Here is a 20035-nt window from a genome sequence, read left to right on the forward strand (position 1 = left end):
GACGCGGTTAGCGTGAAGGCATGATCCGGTTCGAACAGGTCACCAAGCGCTACCCGGACGGTACGACGGCCGTGGACGGCCTCTCGTTCGAGGTGTCCGAGGGCGAACTAGTCACGCTCGTGGGCCCGTCCGGCTGCGGCAAGACGACGACCATGATGATGGTGAACCGCCTCATCGAGCCGACGTCCGGCCGGATCCTCGTGGACGGCGAGGACATCGCGGCGGTGGACCCCGTGAAGCTCAGGCGCCGGATCGGATACGTCATCCAGCAGGTCGGCCTCTTCCCGCACCGGACCGTCCTCGACAACACGGCGACCGTGCCGACGCTCGTGGGCTGGAAGAAGGCGAAGGCCCGGGCGCGGGCGGCCGAGCTGCTCGACCTGGTCGGTCTGGACCCGAAGACGTTCGGCTCGCGCTATCCGGACCAGCTGTCGGGCGGTCAGCGCCAGCGTGTCGGCGTGGCGCGGGCGCTCGCCGCCGACCCGCCGGTGCTGCTGATGGACGAGCCGTTCGGCGCGGTCGACCCCGTGGTGCGCGAGCAGTTGCAGGACGAGTTCCTGCGGATGCAGGCTGCCGTGCGCAAGACGGTGCTGCTGGTCACGCACGACATCGAGGAGGCCGTCCGGCTCGGCGACCGCATCGCGGTGTACGGGCAGGGGCGCATCGAGCAGTTCGACACGCCCGGGGCGGTGCTGGGCACCCCGGCGACTCCGTACGTGGCCGAGTTCGTGGGCGCCGACCGGGGCCTGAAGCGGCTGTCGGTCACCGAGATCGAGCCCGACGACCTGGAGCAGCCGCCGGTCGCGCGCCTCGACGAGCCGGCCGAGCGGGCCGCCGCCCGGCTGAACGCGGAGGGCGCCCGCTGGGCCGTCGTCCTGGACTCCGGCGACGAGCTGCACGGCTGGGTCGGCGTCGACGAACTCGCCGCGGGCGGCACGGTCGGCGACCTCGCCCACCACATGAACTCCTGGGTGCCGGTGGGCGCCCCGCTGAAACAGGCCTTCGGTGTGATGCTCCAGCACGACGCCGGGTGGGTGGCCGTGCTGGAGGGCGCGCGGTTCCTCGGCGTACTGACCCCCGCGAAGCTGCACGAGGCGCTACGGCGGTCGGTGGACGCGGACGCCCTGGGCGTGGCGCGGGGCCAGGTGGAGTTCGACTCGGTGGCGGACGCCTAGCTCTACCCTTGGACGGGCGCCTGCCCCCTGCCCTTGGGCTGACCCCTAGCCGCTGCCCTTGGGCGGACGACTAGCCGCTCCTCTTGAGCCCGCGCCTAGCCGCTGCCCTTGCGCGAGGTGGCCCCCCGCCCGACCAGTCCGTACGCCCACCGCTCGTTGAACCCGGCCAGGAAGCCGATCGCGCCCCAGAACCCCCAGAAGGCGGTGCCCGCCGAGTCCGCGCGTCCGTCCGGGGCGCAGACGTCGGTGATGCCGGCCGGTATCTCGATCACGGTGACGAGACCGCTGCCGAGCAGCAGGTAGACGGCGATCGCGAGCAGCCAGCCGAGGAAGACCCGGTGGACCCCGCCGCGCCGCATGGCGCGGGCCTGCTGGCCGGGCGGGACCGCCTCCCTCGACCCGTTGGCCGGTCGGCGCATCAGCTGGTCGCCGCTGTTGCGCAGCCTTGTCAGCACACTGAGCACCGCCCCGAACGCGCCCGCTCCCCCGCACACGAGCGCGCCCAGCAGGCTCCATCGGTCGGTGCACTTCAGCGAGACGTCACAGAGGCCGAGCAGCTTCTCCCCGACCAGCAACGGCACGATCAGCAGGACCATCCCCAGCGCGAATCCGCTGTTGAGACCGCGGTTGACGGCCAGCTCGCCGTCCTGGTCGAGGCGGACCCGGATGCGCAGGATCTCCCGTTCCAGATATGCGGCCAGATACTTGTCGGGCTCCGGGCCTCCCAGCCGCTGGTCGCGCAGAACGTTTCTCAGCACGCGCCGAACCGTGGTCCGCAGCGACTGTCTGGTCTTCTCCTCGAAGGCGCGCTGCGCTTCGCCGTAGAGCGACTGCAGGTGCAGCTGCTCCTCGGGAAACGACCTGCCGAACTGCATGTACGCGTCCCGCAGTTCGGGCTCCACCAGGTCCATCAGCCCCTGCGGATCGAGGTCGGTGCCCGCCCCCTCGATCGTCTCCCACACTCTCTCCCGCCAGTCCTGGCGGTTTCCCCCGCTTTTGTCCCCCATGAAGTACCTGTACCGACGGGCGCCCGGCGCGGGAACCCGAGCCACCGCTCCAGTACGGTCACCGACGTCACAGACCTGTCACTTGAGGAGGCCCTTGTCCTCCAGGTACGTACGCGCCACGTCCTCCGGCAGGCGGCGCCAGCTGTCCACCTGCTCGTTCATGGACGCCAGATCGGCAGTCGTGAGTACGTCGTTGAGCCTGTCCAGTGCCCCGGTCGCGCCCTCGCTGCCCGCTCGGGAGCGGTTCACGACCGGCACGATGTAGTCAGCGTTCTGCAGATGCTTGTCGTCCGCGAGCAGGACGAGTCCGAACTCGTCGAGCGTCGCGTCCGTCGTGGTGGTGAGCACCATCTGGTCCTGGCCGTTCTGCACGGCCCGTTTCGCCTGCGTAGTACCGACGCCCTTCGGGTCCACACCGGTGATGTCGATGCCGTACGTCTTCCTCAACCCCGGTTCGCAGTACGGACGTTGTACGCACTCGTCGCCCGCCGCGAGCCGCACCTCAAGGCCGGACCTCCCGAGGTCGCTCAGGGTCTTGAGGCCGTGCTGCCGTGCGTACGCTCGGGTCACCGCGAAGGCGTTCTGGTCGACCGCCCGGCCGGGATCGAGGACGGTGAGCCCGCGCGGGGTGGCGAGCTTGCGCAGCGCGGTCATCGTGGCCGTCAGGTCGGGCGAGCCGACGGCCGGCGCGTCCGCCCCGTTGGTCTTGGCGTTGAGCCAGTCGGCGAAGGTCGCCGCGTACTCGGCGACGACGTCGATCTGCCCCGACTCCAGGGCGGGTTCGTACAGTTCGCGGTTGGCGACGGTGAGCATCGACGTCTTGTAGCCGGCCTCTTTCAGCAGCAGCGCGTACATGGTGGCGAGCAGATCGCTCTCGGTGAAGCCGGCCGAGCCGATGGTCAGATGCTTGCTGTCCCCAGGCGCCTCGGTGACCTCGCCCTGGGTCTCCAGGGACGGACCGGAGGCGCAGCCGGTCAGCAGGAGCAGGCCCGCGAGAGCCGCGCGCCGCCTCATCTGGCGCCCCTCTTGGGTGCCAGTCGCTCGGCCACCTCGAAGACCGCTTCGACGAGCAGCGCGAAGACGGCCACGAGGACGGCTCCGGCGACGACCTGGGGCGTACTCGCGAGGTTGAACCCGGCGGTGATGATGCGTCCGAGGCCGCCGCCGCCCGCGAGCGCGGCGATCGTGGCGGTGGCGACGAGCTGGACGGCCGCGATGCGCACCCCGTTGAGGATCATCGGCATCGCGAGCGGCACCTCGACCTGCCACAGCATCTGCCGCCCGGTCATGCCCATTCCGCGCGAGGCCCGCACGACGTCACGGTCGACCTCGCGCATCCCGACGTACGCGTTGGTGAGGAGCGGCGGCACGGCGAACAGGACGAGCGCAACGACCGTCGGGCCCTCGCCCCACTTGCCGATGGGGGTGAGGAGCAGCAGGACCAGGACGGCGAAGGTGGGGATCGCGCGGCCGACGTTGGAGATGTTGACGGCGAGCGCGCCGCCCTTGCCGAGGTGGCCGAGGACGAGGGCGACCGGCAGCGCGATCAGACAGCTGATCACGAGACAGACCACGGTCAGCACGAGGTGCTGGGTGAGCCGGTGCCAGACGCCGGCGTCGCCCGCCCAGTTCGCGGAGTCGGTGAGCCAGTCCCAGGCGTCGGCCAGTGTGTTCACGCCCGGGCCGCCCGGGTCCACGGGGTGATCAGCCACTGCACACCGAGCAGCAGCAGATCGGCGACGACCGCGATGAGGACACAGAGCACGGACGCGGTGAGGACCTGCGCCTTGAAGAAGGTGTTCATGCCCGAGTAGATGAGGTTGCCGAGCCCTCCGAAGCCGACGATCGCGCCGACCGTGGCCAGCGACACCGCCGAGACGGTCGCGATCCGCAGCCCGGCCATGGCGGCGGGCAGGGCGAGCGGCAGTTCCACGGTGAGCAGCAGACGGATGGGCCCGTATCCCATGCCGCGGGCCGCCTGCCGGGTCTCCTCGGGCACGGCGCGCAGTCCGGCCAGGATGTTCCGTACGAGCAGGGTCAGCGAGTAGAGGACGAGACCTGCGACGACGAGGGCCGCCGACAGCCCGTACGCCGGCAGGAGCAGCGAGAACATGGCGAGCGAAGGGATCGTGTAGAGGACCGTCGTCAGCGCGAGCACCGGGCCCGCCGCCCAGCCCCACCGGCGCGCCAGCACGGCCAGCGGCACGGCGAGGGCCAGCCCGATGAGGACGGAGAACGCCGTCAGCTGGAGGTGCTGGCCGACCGCGTCGAGGAGGATGTCGCGGCGGGTGCTGAGGTATTCACCGCAGATCCACTCGTTGCGCGCGAGGCAGTCGTCCGGGGGCGCGGTCACGGGTCCATTCCAGCCGGGCGGGCACGGGGTGGCGCGTATTGATCGCCCGTACGGGGAGCGTTGAACGGGCTTCGTGTGATCCCCGTACTTCAGGGGCAGCGGGCCCGACCCGTCTGCCGTGCTAGGAGGACCCGACCCATGACCGCACACCGCACCGCCGCCCTCCTCGGGACGGCACCGCTCCTGCTCGCGGTGTGGGCCGCCGGGCCCGCCGCCGCGCACGGTGCGCCGACGGACCCCGTGAGCCGGGTGGTGGCCTGCTCCCCCGGAGCGCAGCAGGCGCAGTCGGCGGCGTGCCGGGCGGCTGCCTCCTCCGGCATCGCGGCCTTCGACAATCTGCGTCTCGCGGGCGTCAACGGCCGGGACCGCCAGGTCGTCCCCGACGGCAAGCTGTGCAGCGGGGGCATCGCCGCCTACCGGGGCCTGGACCTGGCCCGCGCCGACTGGCCCTCGACCAAGCTGACCGGCGGGGCGAACATGACGCTCACCTACCGGTCGACGATTCCGCACACGGGCTCGTTCAAGCTGTTCCTGACCAAGGAGGGCTACGACCCGACGAAGCCCCTCACCTGGTCGGACCTGCCGTCGCAGCCCTTCGCCACGGCCACCGACCCGGCACTCGTGAACGGCGCCTACCGGATCAAGGCCAAGCTGCCGTCCGACCGCACCGGACGCCATCTCCTCTACACGATCTGGCAGAACACGAGCACACCGGACACGTACTACTCGTGCTCGGACGTGGTCTTCCCCGCGGCGAAGGAGAACGCGGGCGCCGGGACCGGCGGGTCTACGTCGAAGAAGCCCGCGGCGACACCGACGAAGGCCGCCCCCACCAAGGCCGCGGCCACCCCCACACCGTCGGAGTCCCCGGCCGAGGCCACCAGTGCCCCCGTGGAACCGTCGGTCACCGTGACCGACGCGGCCGGCGAGGCGGTCTCCTCGCCCGACTCCGACGACGACAGCCAGGCCCTGGCCCTGCCTCTCGTCGCGGGAGGGGCGGCCGGACTGCTGATCACGGCGGGCGCGGCGTTCACCCTGCGCCGCCGCCGGTGAGGAGCTCGAAAACCGTGACTGATAGCCTGCGCGTTCTTTAGTTATAAAAAGGAACCATCGCGTGGGAGACGTACGTGCGGACCTGGCGGAGTTGTCTGGAATCGGCAGGAGCGCACCAGGGCGCTCTGCGTGACGACTACATGAAGGTCGCGCGGTTCATGCAGCGGCGCGAGCCCGCCGGCTATCTGGCGGTGCGGCTGCTGGTGCCCGCCTCCCATCAGCCCCATGTGCTGGCCGGGTACGCCTTCGCGGCGTTCACCGACGACGTCTGCGACCGGGGAACGGTCCAGGAACGCACACGGCACTACGACGCGTGGGCCGAGCGGGTGCGTACGGCACTGAGTACGGGAGACGCCGCGCATCCCCTGCTGCGGGCGTTCCTGCACACCGCGGCGGAGCGTGAACTGCCGCGCCGCTGGGTCGACTCGTATCTGGAGGGTGCGCGGATCGACCTCGACTTCTCCGGGTTCGAGACCGAGGCCGACTACCAGCGGTATGTGGAGCAGCTCACCTGGCCGTTCCTGATGATCACGTCGGGGCTGGCCCATCTCGGGGGCGGGAGCGCCGAGTTCGCGGCTTCCTGCCGGCTGTTCGCCGACGCGGCCCAGCGCACGGACATCCTCACCGACCTGTCGGAGGACCTGCGCGGCGGGCGGCTGTATCTGCCCCTCAGCGACCTCGACCGGCACGGCATCACGCGCGCCGACCTCGAAAAGGGGCGCGACCTGCCCGGAGTCCGCGCGCTGGTCACGGCCACCGTCGAGGCGGCGCGCACCACGCTCCACGAGGCCACCGTGCTCCTGGAGCACTGCTCCGAGGAACACCGGCGGCTGATGCGTTTCATCCTGGACCTGCACCACCAGCGACTGGCGTCGGTGACGGCCCGCGGTGCCTCGGTCGCCCGACGTCCGGTACGGGACCGTCCGGTGGCGTGCCTTCGGCTGCTGGCCGGGCGTCCGGCACGGCATCCGGTCCGCGCCACTGGATGAGGCGGCCGGGGTGAGCGGACGCGGGCGAGCCGAACCTCAATGAGCCGGCGGGCGCATTGCCGTTCCCGCCCGACTAGCCGCTGATGCCCGTGTACGTGGTCCTGCCCCACTGGACGGTGCTGGTGACCGACAGCCCGTACGGCGTCAGGCGTTCGCCCAGCCGGAGCATGCGTGCCTGCAGGGCCCGCCGGCTCATCGGGGCCCGGGCCGTGCCCAGGAGCAGACACAGGTCGTGGCAGCACCACGGGCGGGCGGACGCCAGCAGGACGTCGAGGAGTATCCCCTGGGACAACTGTCGGGGCCGCAGGACCTGTTGGGGCAAGGCACGCACGCGGCGGTCTCTCGACGGAGTGGACGTGCCGAGCCAGCGGCGTTCGGCGGTCAGCCGGCCGGCGAGTTCGGGCGGCGGCATGTCGCGGGGAAGCACATTGGCGGCTCCCGCCCGCAGCAGGTCGACGGAGTCGATGTGGCCCGGGGTCAGCACGACGACGGAGGAGAGGGCGCTGAGCACGTGCACGCGCTGCGCGAGATCGTCCGTCACCGCCCCTTCCGGGACGTCCAGCAGGCTCAGCGCATCCGGCTCCCGCAGCAGCGACCGGTAGGCCGCTCCGGAGCCCCACGGATGGAGGAGAGCGGGCAGTACCTGGTGGCTGCGCAGGGTGCGCAACAGCCTGGCCGTCCCCTCGCGCCGTAAGGAGACGACGACGTCGACCGGATAGGCGGTTGGCCGGCCGGTCGACGTGGAGTCGGCGGACGGGTTGGCGAGTTCCCCTGTCGACGGCGAAGAGGCCGAGTACATATGTCGGTTGGGCAGATGTCGGATGGGCACGGCCGGGAATTCTCGGCGGGCCGGAGCCTCGGCGACAGCCGTATTCGTGGTCAATGACTGCTCATTGCTGTCCATCAACCCGGGCCCGGGGCGTCGAGCGGCGGCCCGTCCCGCTGGTCCGGCGTCAGGTCCCGGCCGGCGGGCACCATCGGTTCTCCGCTCAGTTCATGACTCCACAGCACATCACTGACGCGCTTCACCGCGGCCGTCAGATGCCGCCGATAGGTGCTGAAGGACATCCCGAGACGTCTGGCCACCGCCTCCTGGGTGGGCGCGGCCTTGCTGTACGTGGTCGTGACCACGCGGTGTCGTTTCTCCCCGCCGCGCTCCGCCAGGACGGTGTCGATGGCGCCCAGCAGGACGTCGTGGAGGCTCTGGCCGTGTGCCGCGACGAGGCGGCTGCGGCTGAGGGGGTTGGCCGCGAGCTCGTTGGGCCACCACAGCGCGCGCAGGGCGTCCCGTACCGCGGTGTCGAACTCCCGCCGGGACAGCACGACGTAGTCCGTGCCTTCCCGCGGAGTTCCGCCCGAGTCCGAAGGCACCAACTCACCCATGGCGTGGACGAGTTGGCCGCCGGCGCCGACATCGATGCCGGCGCCGGCCAACAGGGCCTTGTTCTTCTCCACCATCCAGGCCAGGGCGGGCCGGGTACGCCAGTCGTGGGCGAACAGACGGTATCCGTGGTCGCCGACGACGGGTCCGGCGTCGGTCGGCAGCATGTCGCTGCGCTGGAGATAGTCGTCCCAGAAGCCGTCGTCCCGCATCACGACGAACGACCACGCGAGATCGTCGGACCGGACTATCTCCCCGATCACGCGCCACTGGACCAGGTTCATGGCGGCCGAAGGGCGCTGGTACGCCTGCGGGTTCACATGAAAACGCGCGACGGCCACGCGCTCCCCCGCTCGCAGCGGCTCGGCCGTACGCACATGGGCCCAGGCGGCGGCCACCACCGGATCGACGTCCTCCCCCTCCCACTCGGCGAGTTGCAGCCAGGCGGAGAAGGCAACGATGTCATCGGTACCGGTCGACCGGTAGACGACGAACGCCTCGGGCTGCCGGTCCAGCCAGAGCCGGGCGAGCGCGGCGGACTCGGGGCCCTCCGTCTCGTGGACCAGTTCCACCACGCGTTTCTCGTCGGCGGGAGTGCAGGGGAGTTCCCGCACTTGACCGTACGATTCCCACTCGAAGGCCTTCGCGAGATGGCCGAAGGTCCGGTGCAGGTACACCAGCGCCTGCAACGCCGGGAGCATCTGCGCGGCGGACGCCTCCCGGACACGGCCGAGCAGATACTCGTACATCCGTCGGCGCAGGGCGGCGAATCCGTCCGGGTCGCGCCAGCGCAGGTCGGCTGCCAGCACCTCGCGCACCACGTCGTGCGGGAAGAGCCCGGCCGCGGTGGATTCGATGAAGGGCTGGGTGCGCAGCCAGGCGAACAGTTCGGGGGCGCGCTCGCCCATCATCGCCCGCAGGAGGGCCTCGGAGGTGACGTCGGCCTGGGCGCAGACCTCCAGCGCGGTGCGGTGTGCGGGGCTCGGCGGATCGCCCACGAGTCGTGGCAGCAGCGTCGCGATCACGTCCCGGCCGGGTGCCCAGTCGGCCGCCCGGGCCGTACCGTCCGCGTCCTGCCGCACGACGACCGCCGCTGCCAGGGACAGGGCCAGCGGATTGCCGCCGGTGAAGGACAGCAGCGCGTGGTGTGCCCCGTCCGGGACACCGCGTACCCGCAGGAGGGTGGCGGCGTCGCCCCGGGCCAGGTTCCGCAGCGGTACGACGTGCATCAGGCCGGCCCATCCCGGATCGGCGACCCAGCGCGGATCGGGGGCCGAGCGCCCGGCGACCACCGCGACCGTGCCCAGCGGCAGCCGCGGCAGGAAGTGCTCCCACAACCAGTGCTCCAGGCCCTGGCAGTGCTCGAAGGCATCGACCAGGAGCACCGATCCGGGTTCGCCGATCGCCTTTCCGGCGGCCCGCTCGAAGTCGTCGGGCGTCGCCGGAACCGTACGGCCGTCGATCTCGACCACCAGCCGTCCCGCCTCCCGCGCTTCGAGCGCGAACCGCCTCAGCAGCGTGGACTTGCCGATTCCGCCGGGCCCGTGCAGATACAGCACCGGAGAACCGTGGGGGTCCCCCGCCAACGCGGACCGGAACATCGCCCGTTCCGCCGCCCGCCCGACGAACGCCCGGTCCCGCGCCGCGACCACGAGGTCGCCTAACGAGCCGCCGTCCCCCATACCCCTGAGCCCCTCATGAACCGAACCGAATCTTTCATGACCGATCACATTACGTCGTTCGGCTCAACGCGGTTGAAGGGTTGGGGCGCGCGTCGCCGTGAGTTTGGTTCACGGCCGGAGAGGGGCCGGTTCGGTCATGTCCTGGGTGCCGATGACGGAGAGGAGCCGCAGTTGCTCGGCGGCGCGGCTGCCGGGCGGGGCCGTGAACCAGAGAAGGCGCTGGCGGCCGTCCTCGCTGAAGAGGGTGAGGCATTCGACCTCGATGACGCCGAGGCCGGGGTGGACGATGCGTTTGTGGTCGTTCCTGCGCAGGCCCACCTCGTGGGTGTCCCACAGCTCGGTGAACTCCGCACTGCGTCGGCGTAGTTCGCGGATCATCCGGGTCACCTCGGGATCGCGGCCTCGTCGGGCGGCGACCACCTGCAGGTCCGCCACGAAGGCCCGGGACTGGCGGGGATGGTCCGGGGCCGGATAGACGGAGCGGGCCGCGGGGTCGGTGAACCAGCGGAAGACGAAGCTGGCCGCCGGTCCGCGGACGGCCGGAGGACGGCCGATCAGGGCAGCCGCCGCCTCGTTCTGGACCAGCGTCTCGTGGAGGTCCGTGATGACCTGCGCGGGCGTACCGGTGAGCTGGTCGAGGAGGCGGAGGAGCGCCGGCTGGACATGGGCGGCGGGGCCGTGCGCGGCCGGGGGTACTCGCCGGTCCGCGAGGTGGTAGAGGTGGTCGCGCTCGTCGCCGGCCAGCCGCAGAGCGCGGGCGAGAGCGGCCAGGGTCTGCTCCGAGGGCTGGGCGCCGCGCCCCTGCTCCAGTTCGGTGTAGTAGTCCGCCGACAGGCCGGCCAGTTGGGCGACCTCCTCCCGGCGCAGCCCCGGTACGCGCCTGCGGGGGCCGACCGGCAGCCCCACATCACCCGGCTTCACACGGTCGCGCCGGGATTTCAGGAATGCCGCCAGTTCGGGAAAGGTCACCCCCTCATCCTCACTCGCGCACGTATCCGGAGCCAGGGGATGCGGACCCCAGGGTCGAGACAGCCCTGGTTAACGGGGGAAGAGCCGCCGATGGTGGGTCTCGGGGCGCCCGTGGAGAGGTCGCGGAACAGCGCTCACCGATACCTCAGACACCTCAGACACCTCAAGGAGCCATCGCCATCATGCCCATTCCGAATCCGGCGGGGCCGAACCCCGTGGAGGCGAATCCAGCGGAGACGCGTCCCGCGGAGGACGTGCGGGACCCGGAGGTGCCGGACGCGCGCGCCCACTCACGCGTCGCCGTCGTCACGGGCGGCTCACGCGGCATCGGCCGCCAGTCCGTGGCCCGCCTGGCGGCCGACGGTTTCGCGGTCGTGGCCGGCTACTCGGGCAACGCGGACCTCGCCGAAGCCGCGGTCGAGGAGGTCACCGCGGCCGGCGGCCGGGCCATCGCCGTACGCGGGGACGTCGCCGACGAGGACGACATGTCCGCGCTGTTCGACCTGGCCGAGTCCACGTACGGCGGTGTCGACGTGGTCGTCCACGCGGCGGGCCGGGCCCACACGGCGGCCGTCGTCGACCTGGACCTGGCCGATCTGGACGCGCTGCACCGCACCAACATCCGCGGCACGTTCGTCGTCGCCCAGCAGGCCGCCCGGCGGATCCGGCCGGGCGGCACCGTCATCACCTTCTCCACGTCAGTCGTCGGTCTCGCGTTTCCCACGTACGGGGCCTACAGCGCGAGCAAGGGAGCGGTGGAGGCGCTGACGATGATCCTCGCCCGCGAACTGCGCGGCCGGGACGTGACGGTGAACGCCGTCGCCCCCGGCCTCACCGCGACCGATCTGTTCCTCGACGGCAAGGACGAGGAGACCATCGCCCGGCTGGCCGCGCAGCCTCCGCTGGAACGCCTCGGCACTCCTGCCGACATCGCCGAGACAGTCGCGTTCCTCGCCTCCCCGGCCGGCCACTGGATCAACGGACAGGTCGTCCGGGCCAACGGCGGCATCGTCTGACGACCGCCCTTCCCGGCGCCACCGGTAGCAGCCGGCAAGCACGAGCAACCACAGGAAAGAGATCCAACATGCCGTTCGCGAACTTCAAGGTGCCCGCCGACACCCTCACCGAGAAGCAGAAGGAGCAGATCATCACCCGTACCACCGAGCTCTACGTCGAGATCTACGGCGAACGCGCCCGCGCCACCACCCTCGTACTGGTCGAGGAGGTCACCGACGGCGGGTGGGGCATCGGCGGCGAGGTACTGACGCTCGCGAAGCTCCAGGCGCCGGCGCGGGACTGATCTCCGCGCCGGCACCGCATCGACTCCGCATCGGCTCCGCTTCGGCGTCAGGTCGCGGTCGCCGCTGCCGCGGCCCGTCCCGCCGCACGGCCGGAGAACAGGCAGCCGCCGAGGAACGTGCCCTCCAGGGAGCGGTATCCGTGGACGCCGCCTCCGCCGAATCCCGACACCTCACCGGCCGCGTACAGACCGGGTACGGCTTCTCCGGCCGCGTTCAGGACGCGGCCGGAGAGGTCGGTCTGGAGGCCGCCGAGGGTCTTGCGGGTGAGGATGTTGAGGCGTACGGCGATCAGCGGCCCGGCGCTGCTGTCCATGATCTTGTGGGCGGCGGCCGTGCGGCTGAGGGTGTCCCCGGGGTAGGAGAGTGCGTTGCGGATGCCCATGACCTGGGCGTCCTTGGAGTAGGGGTTGTCCATCTCCCGGTCGCGCGCGTCGATCTGCCGCTGGAGGTCGTTCAGGTCGATCAGGCCGTCCCCGGTCAACTTGTTCATGCCGCGGACGAGTTCGGACAGTGTCGTGGCGACGACGAAGTCCACGCCGTTCTTCTTGAACTTCTCGATCGGCTCCGGGGTCTGCCAGATGCGCGAGAGGAGCATCCAGATGTTCTTCTCGGTGAGGTCCGGGTTCTGCTCGGAGCCGGAGAGCGCGAACTCCTTGGCGATGATCTTCTGGGTCGTCACGAACCAGGAGTAGTCATAGCCGGTCTCGGTGATCGACTTGAGTGTGTGGAGGGTGTCGTAGCCGGGCATGTCGGGTGCGCTGAAGCGCTTGCCGGTGGCGTCGAACCACATGGACGACGGACCGGGCAGGATGCGGATGCCGTGGCCCGGCCAGATCGGGTCGTAGTTCCTGAGGCCCTCGGTGTAGTGCCACATGCGGTCCGGGTTGACGATCCGCCCGCCCGCCTTCTCGGTGATCGCGAGCATGCGGCCGTCCACGTGGGCGGGCACGCCGGTGATCATGGTCTTGGGCGGGGTGCCGAGCCGGGCCGGCCAGTTCTGGCGTACGAGATCGTGGTTGGCGCCGATGCCGCCGGAGGTGACGATCACGACCGGGGCGCGCAGCTCGAACTCGCCGACGACCGTACGGGAGCTGGGCTTGCCGCGGGCGGCGCTGCTCGGCTCCAGGATCGCGCCGCGTACGCCGGTGACGGCGCCGCCCGTGGTCACGAGCCCGTCGACGCGGTGCCGGAACTTGAAGGTCACCTTGTTGGCCTCGACCGCGGCGCGCACCTTCTTCTCGAACGGCTCGACGACCGCCGGTCCCGTGCCCCAGGTGACGTGGAAGCGGGGCACGGAGTTGCCGTGTCCGTCCGCGAGACCGCCGCCCCGCTCGGCCCAGCCGACGATCGGGAACCACTGCACCCCGAGGCCGGCGAGCCAGGAGCGCTTCTCACCGGAGGCGAAGTCGACGTACGCCTCGGCCCACTTGTAGGCCCAGTGGTCCTGGCCCTTCGGGTCGGTGATGCCGCGGTCGAAGCCGGCCGTGCCCTGCCAGTCCTGCCAGGCCAGCTCCTGGGTGTCCTTGATGCCCATGAGTCTCTGCTCGTCGGAGTTGACGAGGAACAGACCACCGAAGGACCAGAACGCCTGTCCGCCGAGGTTCGTCTCCGGTTCCTGGTCCAGGAGCAGTACCTTGCGGCCCGCCGCGGCCAGTTCCGCCGTGGCGACCAGCCCGGCGAGCCCGCCGCCGACGACGATCGCGTCCGCGTCCGACGCCGAGGCGGCGAAGGCGGATCCGGCCGACTGGGCCAGGGCGGCACCGGCGAGCGTGCCGCCCGCCACCGTCAGGGCACGGCGGCGCGTGATGGCAGCCGTGGCTGCTGAATTCTCCATGGGGTGCCTTCCGGAGGAGGTGCGGAGGGGGCGGGAGACGCCAAAGATGCCGCTGCGACGGCAAGGTGTTACCGACGGTAGCCCAAGTGATCGCGCACGCGCCAGAGTGGTGCGGCGTGAACTCCCCCTGGGGTCATGGACGTTGGCCGCACCCGGCCGTCTCCCTCCGCCGGCGGGCGCCCACCCCGCTCGACGACCAGGGCGGACAGCACCTCACCCGCACGATCACCCTCCGCATCCGCGACGCCCGCCGGCACCCCGTCAGCCCATTGATCGCCGTGCTGTTGCCGGTGCCGATCGCGGCGGTGAGTCTGGTTCCGAAGGCGGCACACGGATAGCGACAAGGAGACGCGTCGATGACGACTTGGCCGAATGACGAACTCGCCCGGATCGAGAACGCCGAGGAGTTGCGTGTCGTCTCCCTGCGGCGCGACGGATCGCCGGGCAGCTGGCGGACCATCTGGGTCGTCCGCGTCGGCGACGACATCTGCGTACGGTCCGTCAACGGTCCGACGGCCGCCTGGTACCGGGGCACCCGTGCCCGGCTGCAGGGCCGCATCCAGGGCGGTGGCGTGGACAAGGACGTGACCTTCGTCGACGCCGATCCCGCCCTCAACGACGAGGTCGACGCCGCCTACCGCGCCAAGTACGGCCACTACGCCGCGAACATCATCAAGGCCATCACCGGCCCCGAGGCGAACTCCACCACGATGCGGCTCGTCCCCCGCCCGGCGGAGTCCGCCGCCTAGGCCACCGGCCGGCCGTCAGGAGTCGAGGTCGTCGGCGTAGTGCCGGAACCCGTGCCGCTCCTGGTGGATCCCCCACAGGGTGTCCGCGAGTACGGCCGGGTCCTTCCTGTGGTGTCCGGCGATGATCGCGCCGGGGACGATCAGCTGCGCGACATGGATGCCCTCGCCGCCGAGAGCGTCGTGCAGCAGATGGCCGTACGCGCTCTCCGCAGCGAAGGCGATGGACGTGCCGGCGCGGTCGGGGTGGGGGACGACCGCGGTGCCGCCGTTGACGAAGAGGACGGTGCCGCGGCCCAGGGCGCGCATGCCGGGGAGCACCTGCTGTACGGCGACGACGGGCCCGTAGACGGAGAACTCCACCGGGCCGGTGAGGTCGGCGTGGGTGGTTTCCAGGACCGGCAGCATGAAGTCCCGTTGCGGGACCGGGCTGTACTGCAGGACCTCGACCGGCCCCAGAGTCGCGTTCGCCGCGTCGAGGGCGGCGGCGAGGGCCTTCGGGTCCCGCACGTCGGCGGCGAAGCCCCGGGCCGTGACGCCCTCGCGGCCCAGTTCGGCGGCGAGGGCATTCGTCCGTTCGTGGTCGCGGGCGATGAGCGCGACGTCGAAGCCCTCGCGCCCGAAGCGCCGCGCGACGGCCGCGCCCAGTCCGGGGCCGGCTCCGATGATGGCGATGCTGGTCATGGTCTTCCTCGATCTCCGGGGTCGGTCGGGCGCGGGGCGTCACTCCTGCTCAACGCCCGATGAACCGCCGGCCGGAGCCGTCGTCGGTCTTGCGGCGCAGCAACGCCGAGAGGTGGTGCTGCAGGGGCTGGCCGACCGCTTCCAGGTCGTGGTCGAACGTGAGCGTGTCGTCGCCGGTCAGGGTGTAGCGGCGGCGGGTGGCGCCGACCTTCTTGGCGGTGGGGGCGAGCGCCACCTGGTGGGTGGAGAGGTCGACCGTCTTGTCGACCGCGCGGCCGACCATGATCTCGGCGATGCCGGTGGGCTGGGTGATCAGTGCCTCCACCCGGCCGTCGGGCTGCAGCCGCCACCAGCCGCTCTCCCTGGCCGACGGACGCAGCGGAGCGTCATCGGCGTCGAGCAGCCAGGCCCTGGCCTCGTAACGCAGGAAGGGGCGGCCGTCATGACTGAAGGTCACCTCCTGCGCGTACGCGAAGTCCCCGGAGATCGTCGGGTACTCGCCCTGGCCCCGGCCGTGCCAGGAACCCAGGAGGCCGAGGACGGGTTCGAGCAGCGCGTGCGGCGTCGGCGCCTCGTCCGGCCGCTGGCCGTCGGGGTACGGGTGCTCGGGTGCGGGGTCGAACACGGTGTGCGCTCCTGGGGTCTGTGCCGGTTCCGGTGCCGACCGGAAGCCTAGGCGGTCGACCCGCTCGGCGCCCTGAAAGCGGTGGGGTGGCGGCGCACGCGGCGAGGCGGGCGCGAACGCGGCGGGGTGGACGCCGTTCGCACGACGCCCACCCCGACCGCTATTACCGCACTAGCGGCGGATACCGCTGACTAGACCCGCTGTTCGGACTCAGCTGCACCTGCGTCCGGAGTTGATGCACTGGACCATCTTGTTCTGCACCTTCGTGTCGAACACGTTGATGAAGTCACCGTGGTCCGTGATCGGCTTGTGCGCCTGCTCGGGGAACCCGTCCAGGGAGAAGAACGGCCGGGTCTTCCCGTTGTCCTTCAGGCTGGGCGCGTCCACGTCGTACACGAGCCGCTGAACGAGCTGCGGGATGGCCTTGAAGCCGGTCGGGCAGTTGCCCTTGGCGTCCGCGAAGGCCACGTGCGTACGGTGGTTGGCGCTGTCGATGTTGGTGCCGTCCCAGCAGCTCTGGAACTTGAAGGTGCGCACCACGTCCCGGCCCGACGGGCAGAGCGGGTACTTGTCCTTCAGCTGCACCTTGTTCTCGAAGCCCGTGCAGCTCCAGGAGGCGTTGGCGTTGCCCGGGCCGTTCGTGAAGGCCTTGGCGTCACCGGTGATGATGCGCAGGAGCTGCGGCATCGCCACGACCTTGCCGCGCGGGCTGCCCACGAAGTCCAGCGTGGCCTGCTTGGCCGTCAGGATGCGGCCGGTGTTGCCTTCGGCCCCACCGCCCAGCCGGTCGGCGTCGAACTCCTTGGTGCCGTCCTGAAGGCGCAGCACCGGCCAGTAGTAGGACGACTTGTCGCCCTTGTTCTTGCAGCTGGTGTTGGCCTTGAGGAAGTCCTGGTCGCTGGTGAAGGCGTCGTTGTCCTGGCTGCCGACGTAGTCGTGCACGTGGTGGGCGCCGTTGGTGACACCGGGCGCGACGATGACGTTGTCGCTGTTGTACAGCTTGTTGGCGTTCACCCCGCACTTGGTGACGAAGGTGCCCTTGGACGCCTTCGACGACTTGCGCGCCGTGCTCACGTTGGGCTTGACCTTGGTGATGTCCACGAAGTCGGCGGCGACGGGCCCGTTGCCCGCGGCGGGCTGGCCGGCGGCCGGCGCTCCTGAAGCGGGCTGGCCCGAAGCCGGCTGACCGGAGGCGGGCTGACCGGAGGGCTGACCGGCAGCGGGCTGGTTGCCCGTGGAGCGCAACGTGCAGGGCGCCAGCGCCTCAAGACCCTGCGGCTTGGTGCCCACACGGCCGATGGCGATGACGATCCGGTCGATCGTGGCCTTCCGCTTGTCCTTCAGCGGGTTCACGATCGCGTTCTGCGCGAAGTTGGCGTCCTGCTGGATCGCCTGCTGGGAGGTGGAGAGGCGCTGGTAGGCCTCGGACACCTGCTTGTCGAGCAGGGCAAGCTCCCTGTCGACCTGGGTTCGGGCCTTGTCGGGCACCGCCTTCAACTGCTGGCCGACGTCGGGGCAGTCGATCGTGGAGGTTCCGGCCGCCAACGCCTGGTTCTGGGCCGTGCCCTTCGCTGCGCCGGTTTCATCGGCAGAGGCGTAGATGTTGGCCGCGACGAGTCCGCCGGCCCCCATGGCCAGTGCCGCCGCAGCGCCCACCACCCGAACGGTGGTCTTCGACTTCTTCCGCGTGTTGCGTCTCATCAGGCCTCTCTGAACATCCTCGGAACCGGCGGGACTTCCGGTGTGGGCGAAGCTCTCCCTTGATACGGATGTGGTCACAGGATGTTCACTGAATTCTCAGATTCATAGTTTCCTCCACCCGCAATCCGGGCATAGGAGCCGGACTCGGGCGCCGGAGCGACCACTTTCCCCGCGAGGCATCTACGAACTTCACGCGTTTGCCGCCCGCGAAGGCGGGGCACCTGCCGGCGGAAAACCGGCAGAAGGGGCGCGACGGCCCGTCCAGTGCACCTGGCACCACACAAAAGCCGGGGCCGACACGGGAGTTGAGCCGGTTGGCCTCGTGTGCGCGGCTACGCCGGTAGCTGCGCCGTCTGGCGGGTCGTCATCGTGTGGGCGCTGTGGCGGCGTTCGGTGTCAACGGCGTTCATGTTCGGCCACCTGAACGGTTTCTCGTACGCTCACCGACCTCGTCAGCCGGACAGTCCCTCCACGCGTGCCTGCAGAGCGGCTCCGTATCGGGGGTGTTCCTCCCTGAGCCGGCCGAGTGTCGGGGTGAGTTCGGCGACGGCGGCGCCGTGGAACTCCTCGGAGTCGGTGAGTTCGGTGGTGCCGTCCGGCTGGGCGGTGAGCACGAACGAGTGCCTGCCGTGGATCGCGTCGAGCGATCCGCCCTCCCAGACGAGCCGGTGGGGGGCCTGCACGTCGACGATCCTCATCGTGACGTCCTGCCGGCCGGTGTCGGCGCCCGAGCGGCGGCCCTGAACTTCCGCCCCGACCACGACCTGTTCGGGCTTCGCGTCGAGGGACAGAACCGGGTGCCACTGCGCATACTCGTCGAACGCCACGAGCACGCGCCACACGTCCTCCACCGGAGCGGAGATCCTGGTCACCGCCGTGACAATGGGGCCTTCACGCACGATCCGCTCCCTTCCGGTGCCATCGGTGTCGGCGGTGCCGTCGGTGGCGGCGGTGGCGGCGGTGGCGGCGTTCACGGCACCAGTACGATCCGGCCGCGCAGGCCGCCCCGGGCGAGCCGGGCGTGGGCTTCGGCGGCCTGCGACAGCGGGTAGATCCGCACCACGCGGGGCGTCAGCACGCCAACCTCGGCGAGTGCGGAGAGGTACGAGAGACGGGTCGCTTCCGGTCCGGCGGTGGTGAGCCGCACGGCCACACCCCGCTCCGGGGCCGGCAGCACGTCACCCCTCACGCTCACGAAGACGCCGCCGTCGCGGACAGCCGCCAGCGCGGGGGCGCCCAGTGCCGCCGCGTCGAGCACGCCGTCCACACCGTCCGGCACGAACCGGCGCACCGCCTCACTCAACTCCTCGTCGCGCGACACGAACCAGGTGGCGCCACGCCCTCGGAGAAACTCCTCGTCCTCGGGCCGCCCCTGCGCCACGATCCGCACGCCCCGCGTCCGCGCCAACTCAACGGCGTAGCCGCCGACGGCCCCGCCGGCACCCGTGACGAGCACAGTGTCGCGAGGGCGCAGCGGGAGGTGGTCCAGGGCCAGTGACGCGGTCATCGCGTTGAGAGGGATCGTCGCCGCGAGCGTCAGATCCATACCCTCCGGGGCGGGGGCGACGGAATGGACATCGGTCACCAGATATTCGGCCTGGGCCTTCGTCGAGCGCAGCACTGGGGCGTCGAACGCGATCACCGGGGTCCCGACCTTGAGCGCGACACCCGTGCCGACCGCGTCGACCGTCCCGGCCGCGTCCAGACCCAGACCGGTGTACTCGACCTCCTCCGACGACCGGAAGATCCCGGCCCACACAGCGGCGTCGGCGGGATTGAGCGCGGCAGCCGCGACCTTGATGCGGACCTCCAGGGGACCCGGTTCCGGGAGAGGTACCTCCAAGACCTCGACAGCCTCGGGTCCTTTAAAGTTCGTTACGCCCCGAAACGGTCAGGCACACAGTCCCCACGGGGCTTCTGTCGTCGTTACTGGTCGGCTACTGGTCGGCCTGCCGGGTGTCGTAGCGTGCTCGCGCCTCGTCGACATCATCGGTTTTGTCCGCGGCCCAGTCGCGTACCTGGGACAGCAGGTCGTACAGGCCTTGCCCGAGCGGGGTCAGCTCGTAGTCGACACGTACCGGCACGCTCGGTGTGACCGTCCGCTCCACCATGCCGTCGCGCTCGAGCATGCGCAGGGTCTGAGTGAGCATCTTCTGGCTGACGCCCGGGATCTCGCGGCTGATGTGGCTGTATCGCATTGCATCGCCGTTCGCCCCGAGGGTGCACATCGTCAGGCTGACCCACCGGTTGCTGATCGTCGAGAGCAAGGCCACCGCGGGGCAGTCGTGCATGTACGCCTCGTACGTGCCGGACTCGATCTTGCGCGTCGGCTTCGCCTTGGTGGTCATCCGTCTCTTCTGTCAGGACCGCTACGCACCTAGAGGTACCTACATTCGATTCGGTCGTAACCCACCTGCCGCGCGTAGCGTTTGAGTTCGCAAACGGAAGGGCCTGGCACTGCACCATGACTTCGCCCCGCTCACACCGGCGAGCGGGGCGAAGTCATGAGAGATGCGGGTGGTTCACCGTGCCGTG

The 20035-nt window shown here is 70.6% G+C and carries 21 protein-coding genes; 7 read left to right on the forward strand and 14 right to left on the reverse strand.

Annotation, left to right across the window (positions count from 1 at the left end; genetic code table 11):
• Positions 1-20 precede the first annotated feature (20 nt).
• Positions 21-1175 carry a betaine/proline/choline family ABC transporter ATP-binding protein gene (locus AOK17_RS34670; protein WP_055616559.1) on the forward strand — a complete coding sequence of 385 codons (1155 nt, stop codon included), beginning with the start codon at positions 21-23 and terminating at the stop codon, positions 1173-1175.
• Between the two features lie 95 nt (positions 1176-1270).
• On the opposite strand, the gene AOK17_RS34675 is transcribed toward AOK17_RS34670, so the two are convergent.
• From AOK17_RS34675 to AOK17_RS34690, 4 genes are all read right to left on the reverse strand, one after another.
• A complete protein-coding gene (locus AOK17_RS34675) occupies positions 1271-2182 on the reverse strand; it encodes a hypothetical protein (RefSeq protein WP_055616560.1) in 912 nt (303 codons plus the stop codon).
• A 78-nt stretch (positions 2183-2260) separates the two neighbouring features.
• Positions 2261-3196: an ABC transporter substrate-binding protein gene (locus tag AOK17_RS34680; protein ID WP_055616561.1), complete on the reverse strand. Its 936-nt coding sequence runs from the start codon at positions 3194-3196 to the stop codon at positions 2261-2263.
• Complete coding sequence (locus tag AOK17_RS34685) at positions 3193-3858, reverse strand: ABC transporter permease (RefSeq protein WP_055616583.1); 666 nt, start codon at positions 3856-3858, stop codon at positions 3193-3195. The genes AOK17_RS34680 and AOK17_RS34685 overlap by 4 nt, the downstream gene beginning before the upstream one ends.
• Positions 3855-4535: an ABC transporter permease gene (locus tag AOK17_RS34690; protein ID WP_055616562.1), complete on the reverse strand. Its 681-nt coding sequence runs from the start codon at positions 4533-4535 to the stop codon at positions 3855-3857. Before AOK17_RS34690 ends, AOK17_RS34685 begins: the two co-directional genes overlap by 4 nt.
• Positions 4536-4673: 138 nt before the next feature.
• On the opposite strand from AOK17_RS34690, the gene AOK17_RS34695 reads away from it, so the two are divergent.
• Positions 4674-5588, forward strand: a complete 915-nt coding sequence (locus tag AOK17_RS34695; protein ID WP_055616563.1) for a lytic polysaccharide monooxygenase — start codon at positions 4674-4676, stop codon at positions 5586-5588.
• A gap of 74 nt (positions 5589-5662) precedes the next feature.
• Positions 5663-6577 (forward strand): squalene/phytoene synthase family protein, encoded by a 915-nt coding sequence (locus AOK17_RS34700; protein WP_157881454.1) that lies wholly within the window; start codon positions 5663-5665, stop codon positions 6575-6577.
• Between the two features lie 73 nt (positions 6578-6650).
• Here the strand turns inward: AOK17_RS34700 and AOK17_RS34705 are convergent, their stop codons facing one another.
• The 3 genes from AOK17_RS34705 to AOK17_RS34715 form a co-directional block, all read right to left on the reverse strand.
• The gene (locus tag AOK17_RS34705) at positions 6651-7376 is read right to left on the reverse strand and encodes a hypothetical protein (RefSeq protein ID WP_055616565.1); all 726 of its coding nucleotides are present in this window, start codon (positions 7374-7376) and stop codon (positions 6651-6653) included.
• 104 nt (positions 7377-7480) lie between these two features.
• Positions 7481-9640 (reverse strand): ATP-binding protein, encoded by a 2160-nt coding sequence (locus AOK17_RS34710; protein WP_055616566.1) that lies wholly within the window; start codon positions 9638-9640, stop codon positions 7481-7483.
• A 108-nt stretch (positions 9641-9748) separates the two neighbouring features.
• A complete protein-coding gene (locus tag AOK17_RS34715; RefSeq protein ID WP_055616567.1) occupies positions 9749-10609 on the reverse strand; it encodes a helix-turn-helix transcriptional regulator in 861 nt (286 codons plus the stop codon).
• A gap of 182 nt (positions 10610-10791) precedes the next feature.
• Here AOK17_RS34715 and AOK17_RS34720 point away from each other — a divergent pair, with 182 nt between their 5' ends.
• Both AOK17_RS34720 and AOK17_RS34725 read left to right on the forward strand, forming a co-directional pair.
• A complete protein-coding gene (locus AOK17_RS34720) occupies positions 10792-11625 on the forward strand; it encodes an SDR family oxidoreductase (RefSeq protein WP_079053443.1) in 834 nt (277 codons plus the stop codon).
• A 68-nt stretch (positions 11626-11693) separates the two neighbouring features.
• Positions 11694-11909, forward strand: a complete 216-nt coding sequence (locus AOK17_RS34725; protein WP_055616568.1) for a tautomerase family protein — start codon at positions 11694-11696, stop codon at positions 11907-11909.
• A gap of 47 nt (positions 11910-11956) precedes the next feature.
• On the opposite strand, the gene AOK17_RS34730 is transcribed toward AOK17_RS34725, so the two are convergent.
• The gene (locus tag AOK17_RS34730) at positions 11957-13744 is read right to left on the reverse strand and encodes an FAD-binding dehydrogenase (RefSeq protein WP_055616569.1); all 1788 of its coding nucleotides are present in this window, start codon (positions 13742-13744) and stop codon (positions 11957-11959) included.
• A 116-nt stretch (positions 13745-13860) separates the two neighbouring features.
• Here AOK17_RS34730 and AOK17_RS34735 point away from each other — a divergent pair, with 116 nt between their 5' ends.
• The gene (locus tag AOK17_RS34735) at positions 13861-14082 is read left to right on the forward strand and encodes a hypothetical protein (protein WP_055616570.1); all 222 of its coding nucleotides are present in this window, start codon (positions 13861-13863) and stop codon (positions 14080-14082) included.
• Between the two features lie 18 nt (positions 14083-14100).
• Positions 14101-14493, forward strand: coding sequence for a DUF2255 family protein (locus tag AOK17_RS34740; protein ID WP_055616571.1), 393 nt, complete (start codon positions 14101-14103; stop codon positions 14491-14493).
• A gap of 15 nt (positions 14494-14508) precedes the next feature.
• Here the strand turns inward: AOK17_RS34740 and AOK17_RS34745 are convergent, their stop codons facing one another.
• From AOK17_RS34745 to AOK17_RS34770, 6 genes are all read right to left on the reverse strand, one after another.
• Positions 14509-15174 carry an SDR family NAD(P)-dependent oxidoreductase gene (locus AOK17_RS34745; protein ID WP_055616572.1) on the reverse strand — a complete coding sequence of 222 codons (666 nt, stop codon included), beginning with the start codon at positions 15172-15174 and terminating at the stop codon, positions 14509-14511.
• A 49-nt stretch (positions 15175-15223) separates the two neighbouring features.
• Positions 15224-15799, reverse strand: coding sequence for a nitrobindin family protein (locus AOK17_RS34750; RefSeq protein ID WP_055616573.1), 576 nt, complete (start codon positions 15797-15799; stop codon positions 15224-15226).
• Positions 15800-16009: 210 nt separating this feature from the next.
• The gene (locus AOK17_RS34755; protein WP_055616574.1) at positions 16010-17500 is read right to left on the reverse strand and encodes a DUF1996 domain-containing protein; all 1491 of its coding nucleotides are present in this window, start codon (positions 17498-17500) and stop codon (positions 16010-16012) included.
• Positions 17501-17952: 452 nt separating this feature from the next.
• On the reverse strand, positions 17953-18474 hold the full coding sequence (locus tag AOK17_RS34760) for an SRPBCC domain-containing protein (RefSeq protein WP_055616575.1): 522 nt from the start codon (positions 18472-18474) through the stop codon (positions 17953-17955).
• Positions 18471-19343 (reverse strand): zinc-binding dehydrogenase, encoded by an 873-nt coding sequence (locus AOK17_RS34765; protein ID WP_055616576.1) that lies wholly within the window; start codon positions 19341-19343, stop codon positions 18471-18473. Before AOK17_RS34765 ends, AOK17_RS34760 begins: the two co-directional genes overlap by 4 nt.
• Positions 19344-19437: 94 nt before the next feature.
• Positions 19438-19848 carry a winged helix-turn-helix transcriptional regulator gene (locus tag AOK17_RS34770; RefSeq protein ID WP_055616577.1) on the reverse strand — a complete coding sequence of 137 codons (411 nt, stop codon included), beginning with the start codon at positions 19846-19848 and terminating at the stop codon, positions 19438-19440.
• Positions 19849-20035 lie beyond the last annotated feature (187 nt).

It is taken from the genome of Streptomyces phaeochromogenes (assembly GCF_001418655.1).
Classification (GTDB): domain Bacteria; phylum Actinomycetota; class Actinomycetes; order Streptomycetales; family Streptomycetaceae; genus Streptomyces; species Streptomyces phaeochromogenes.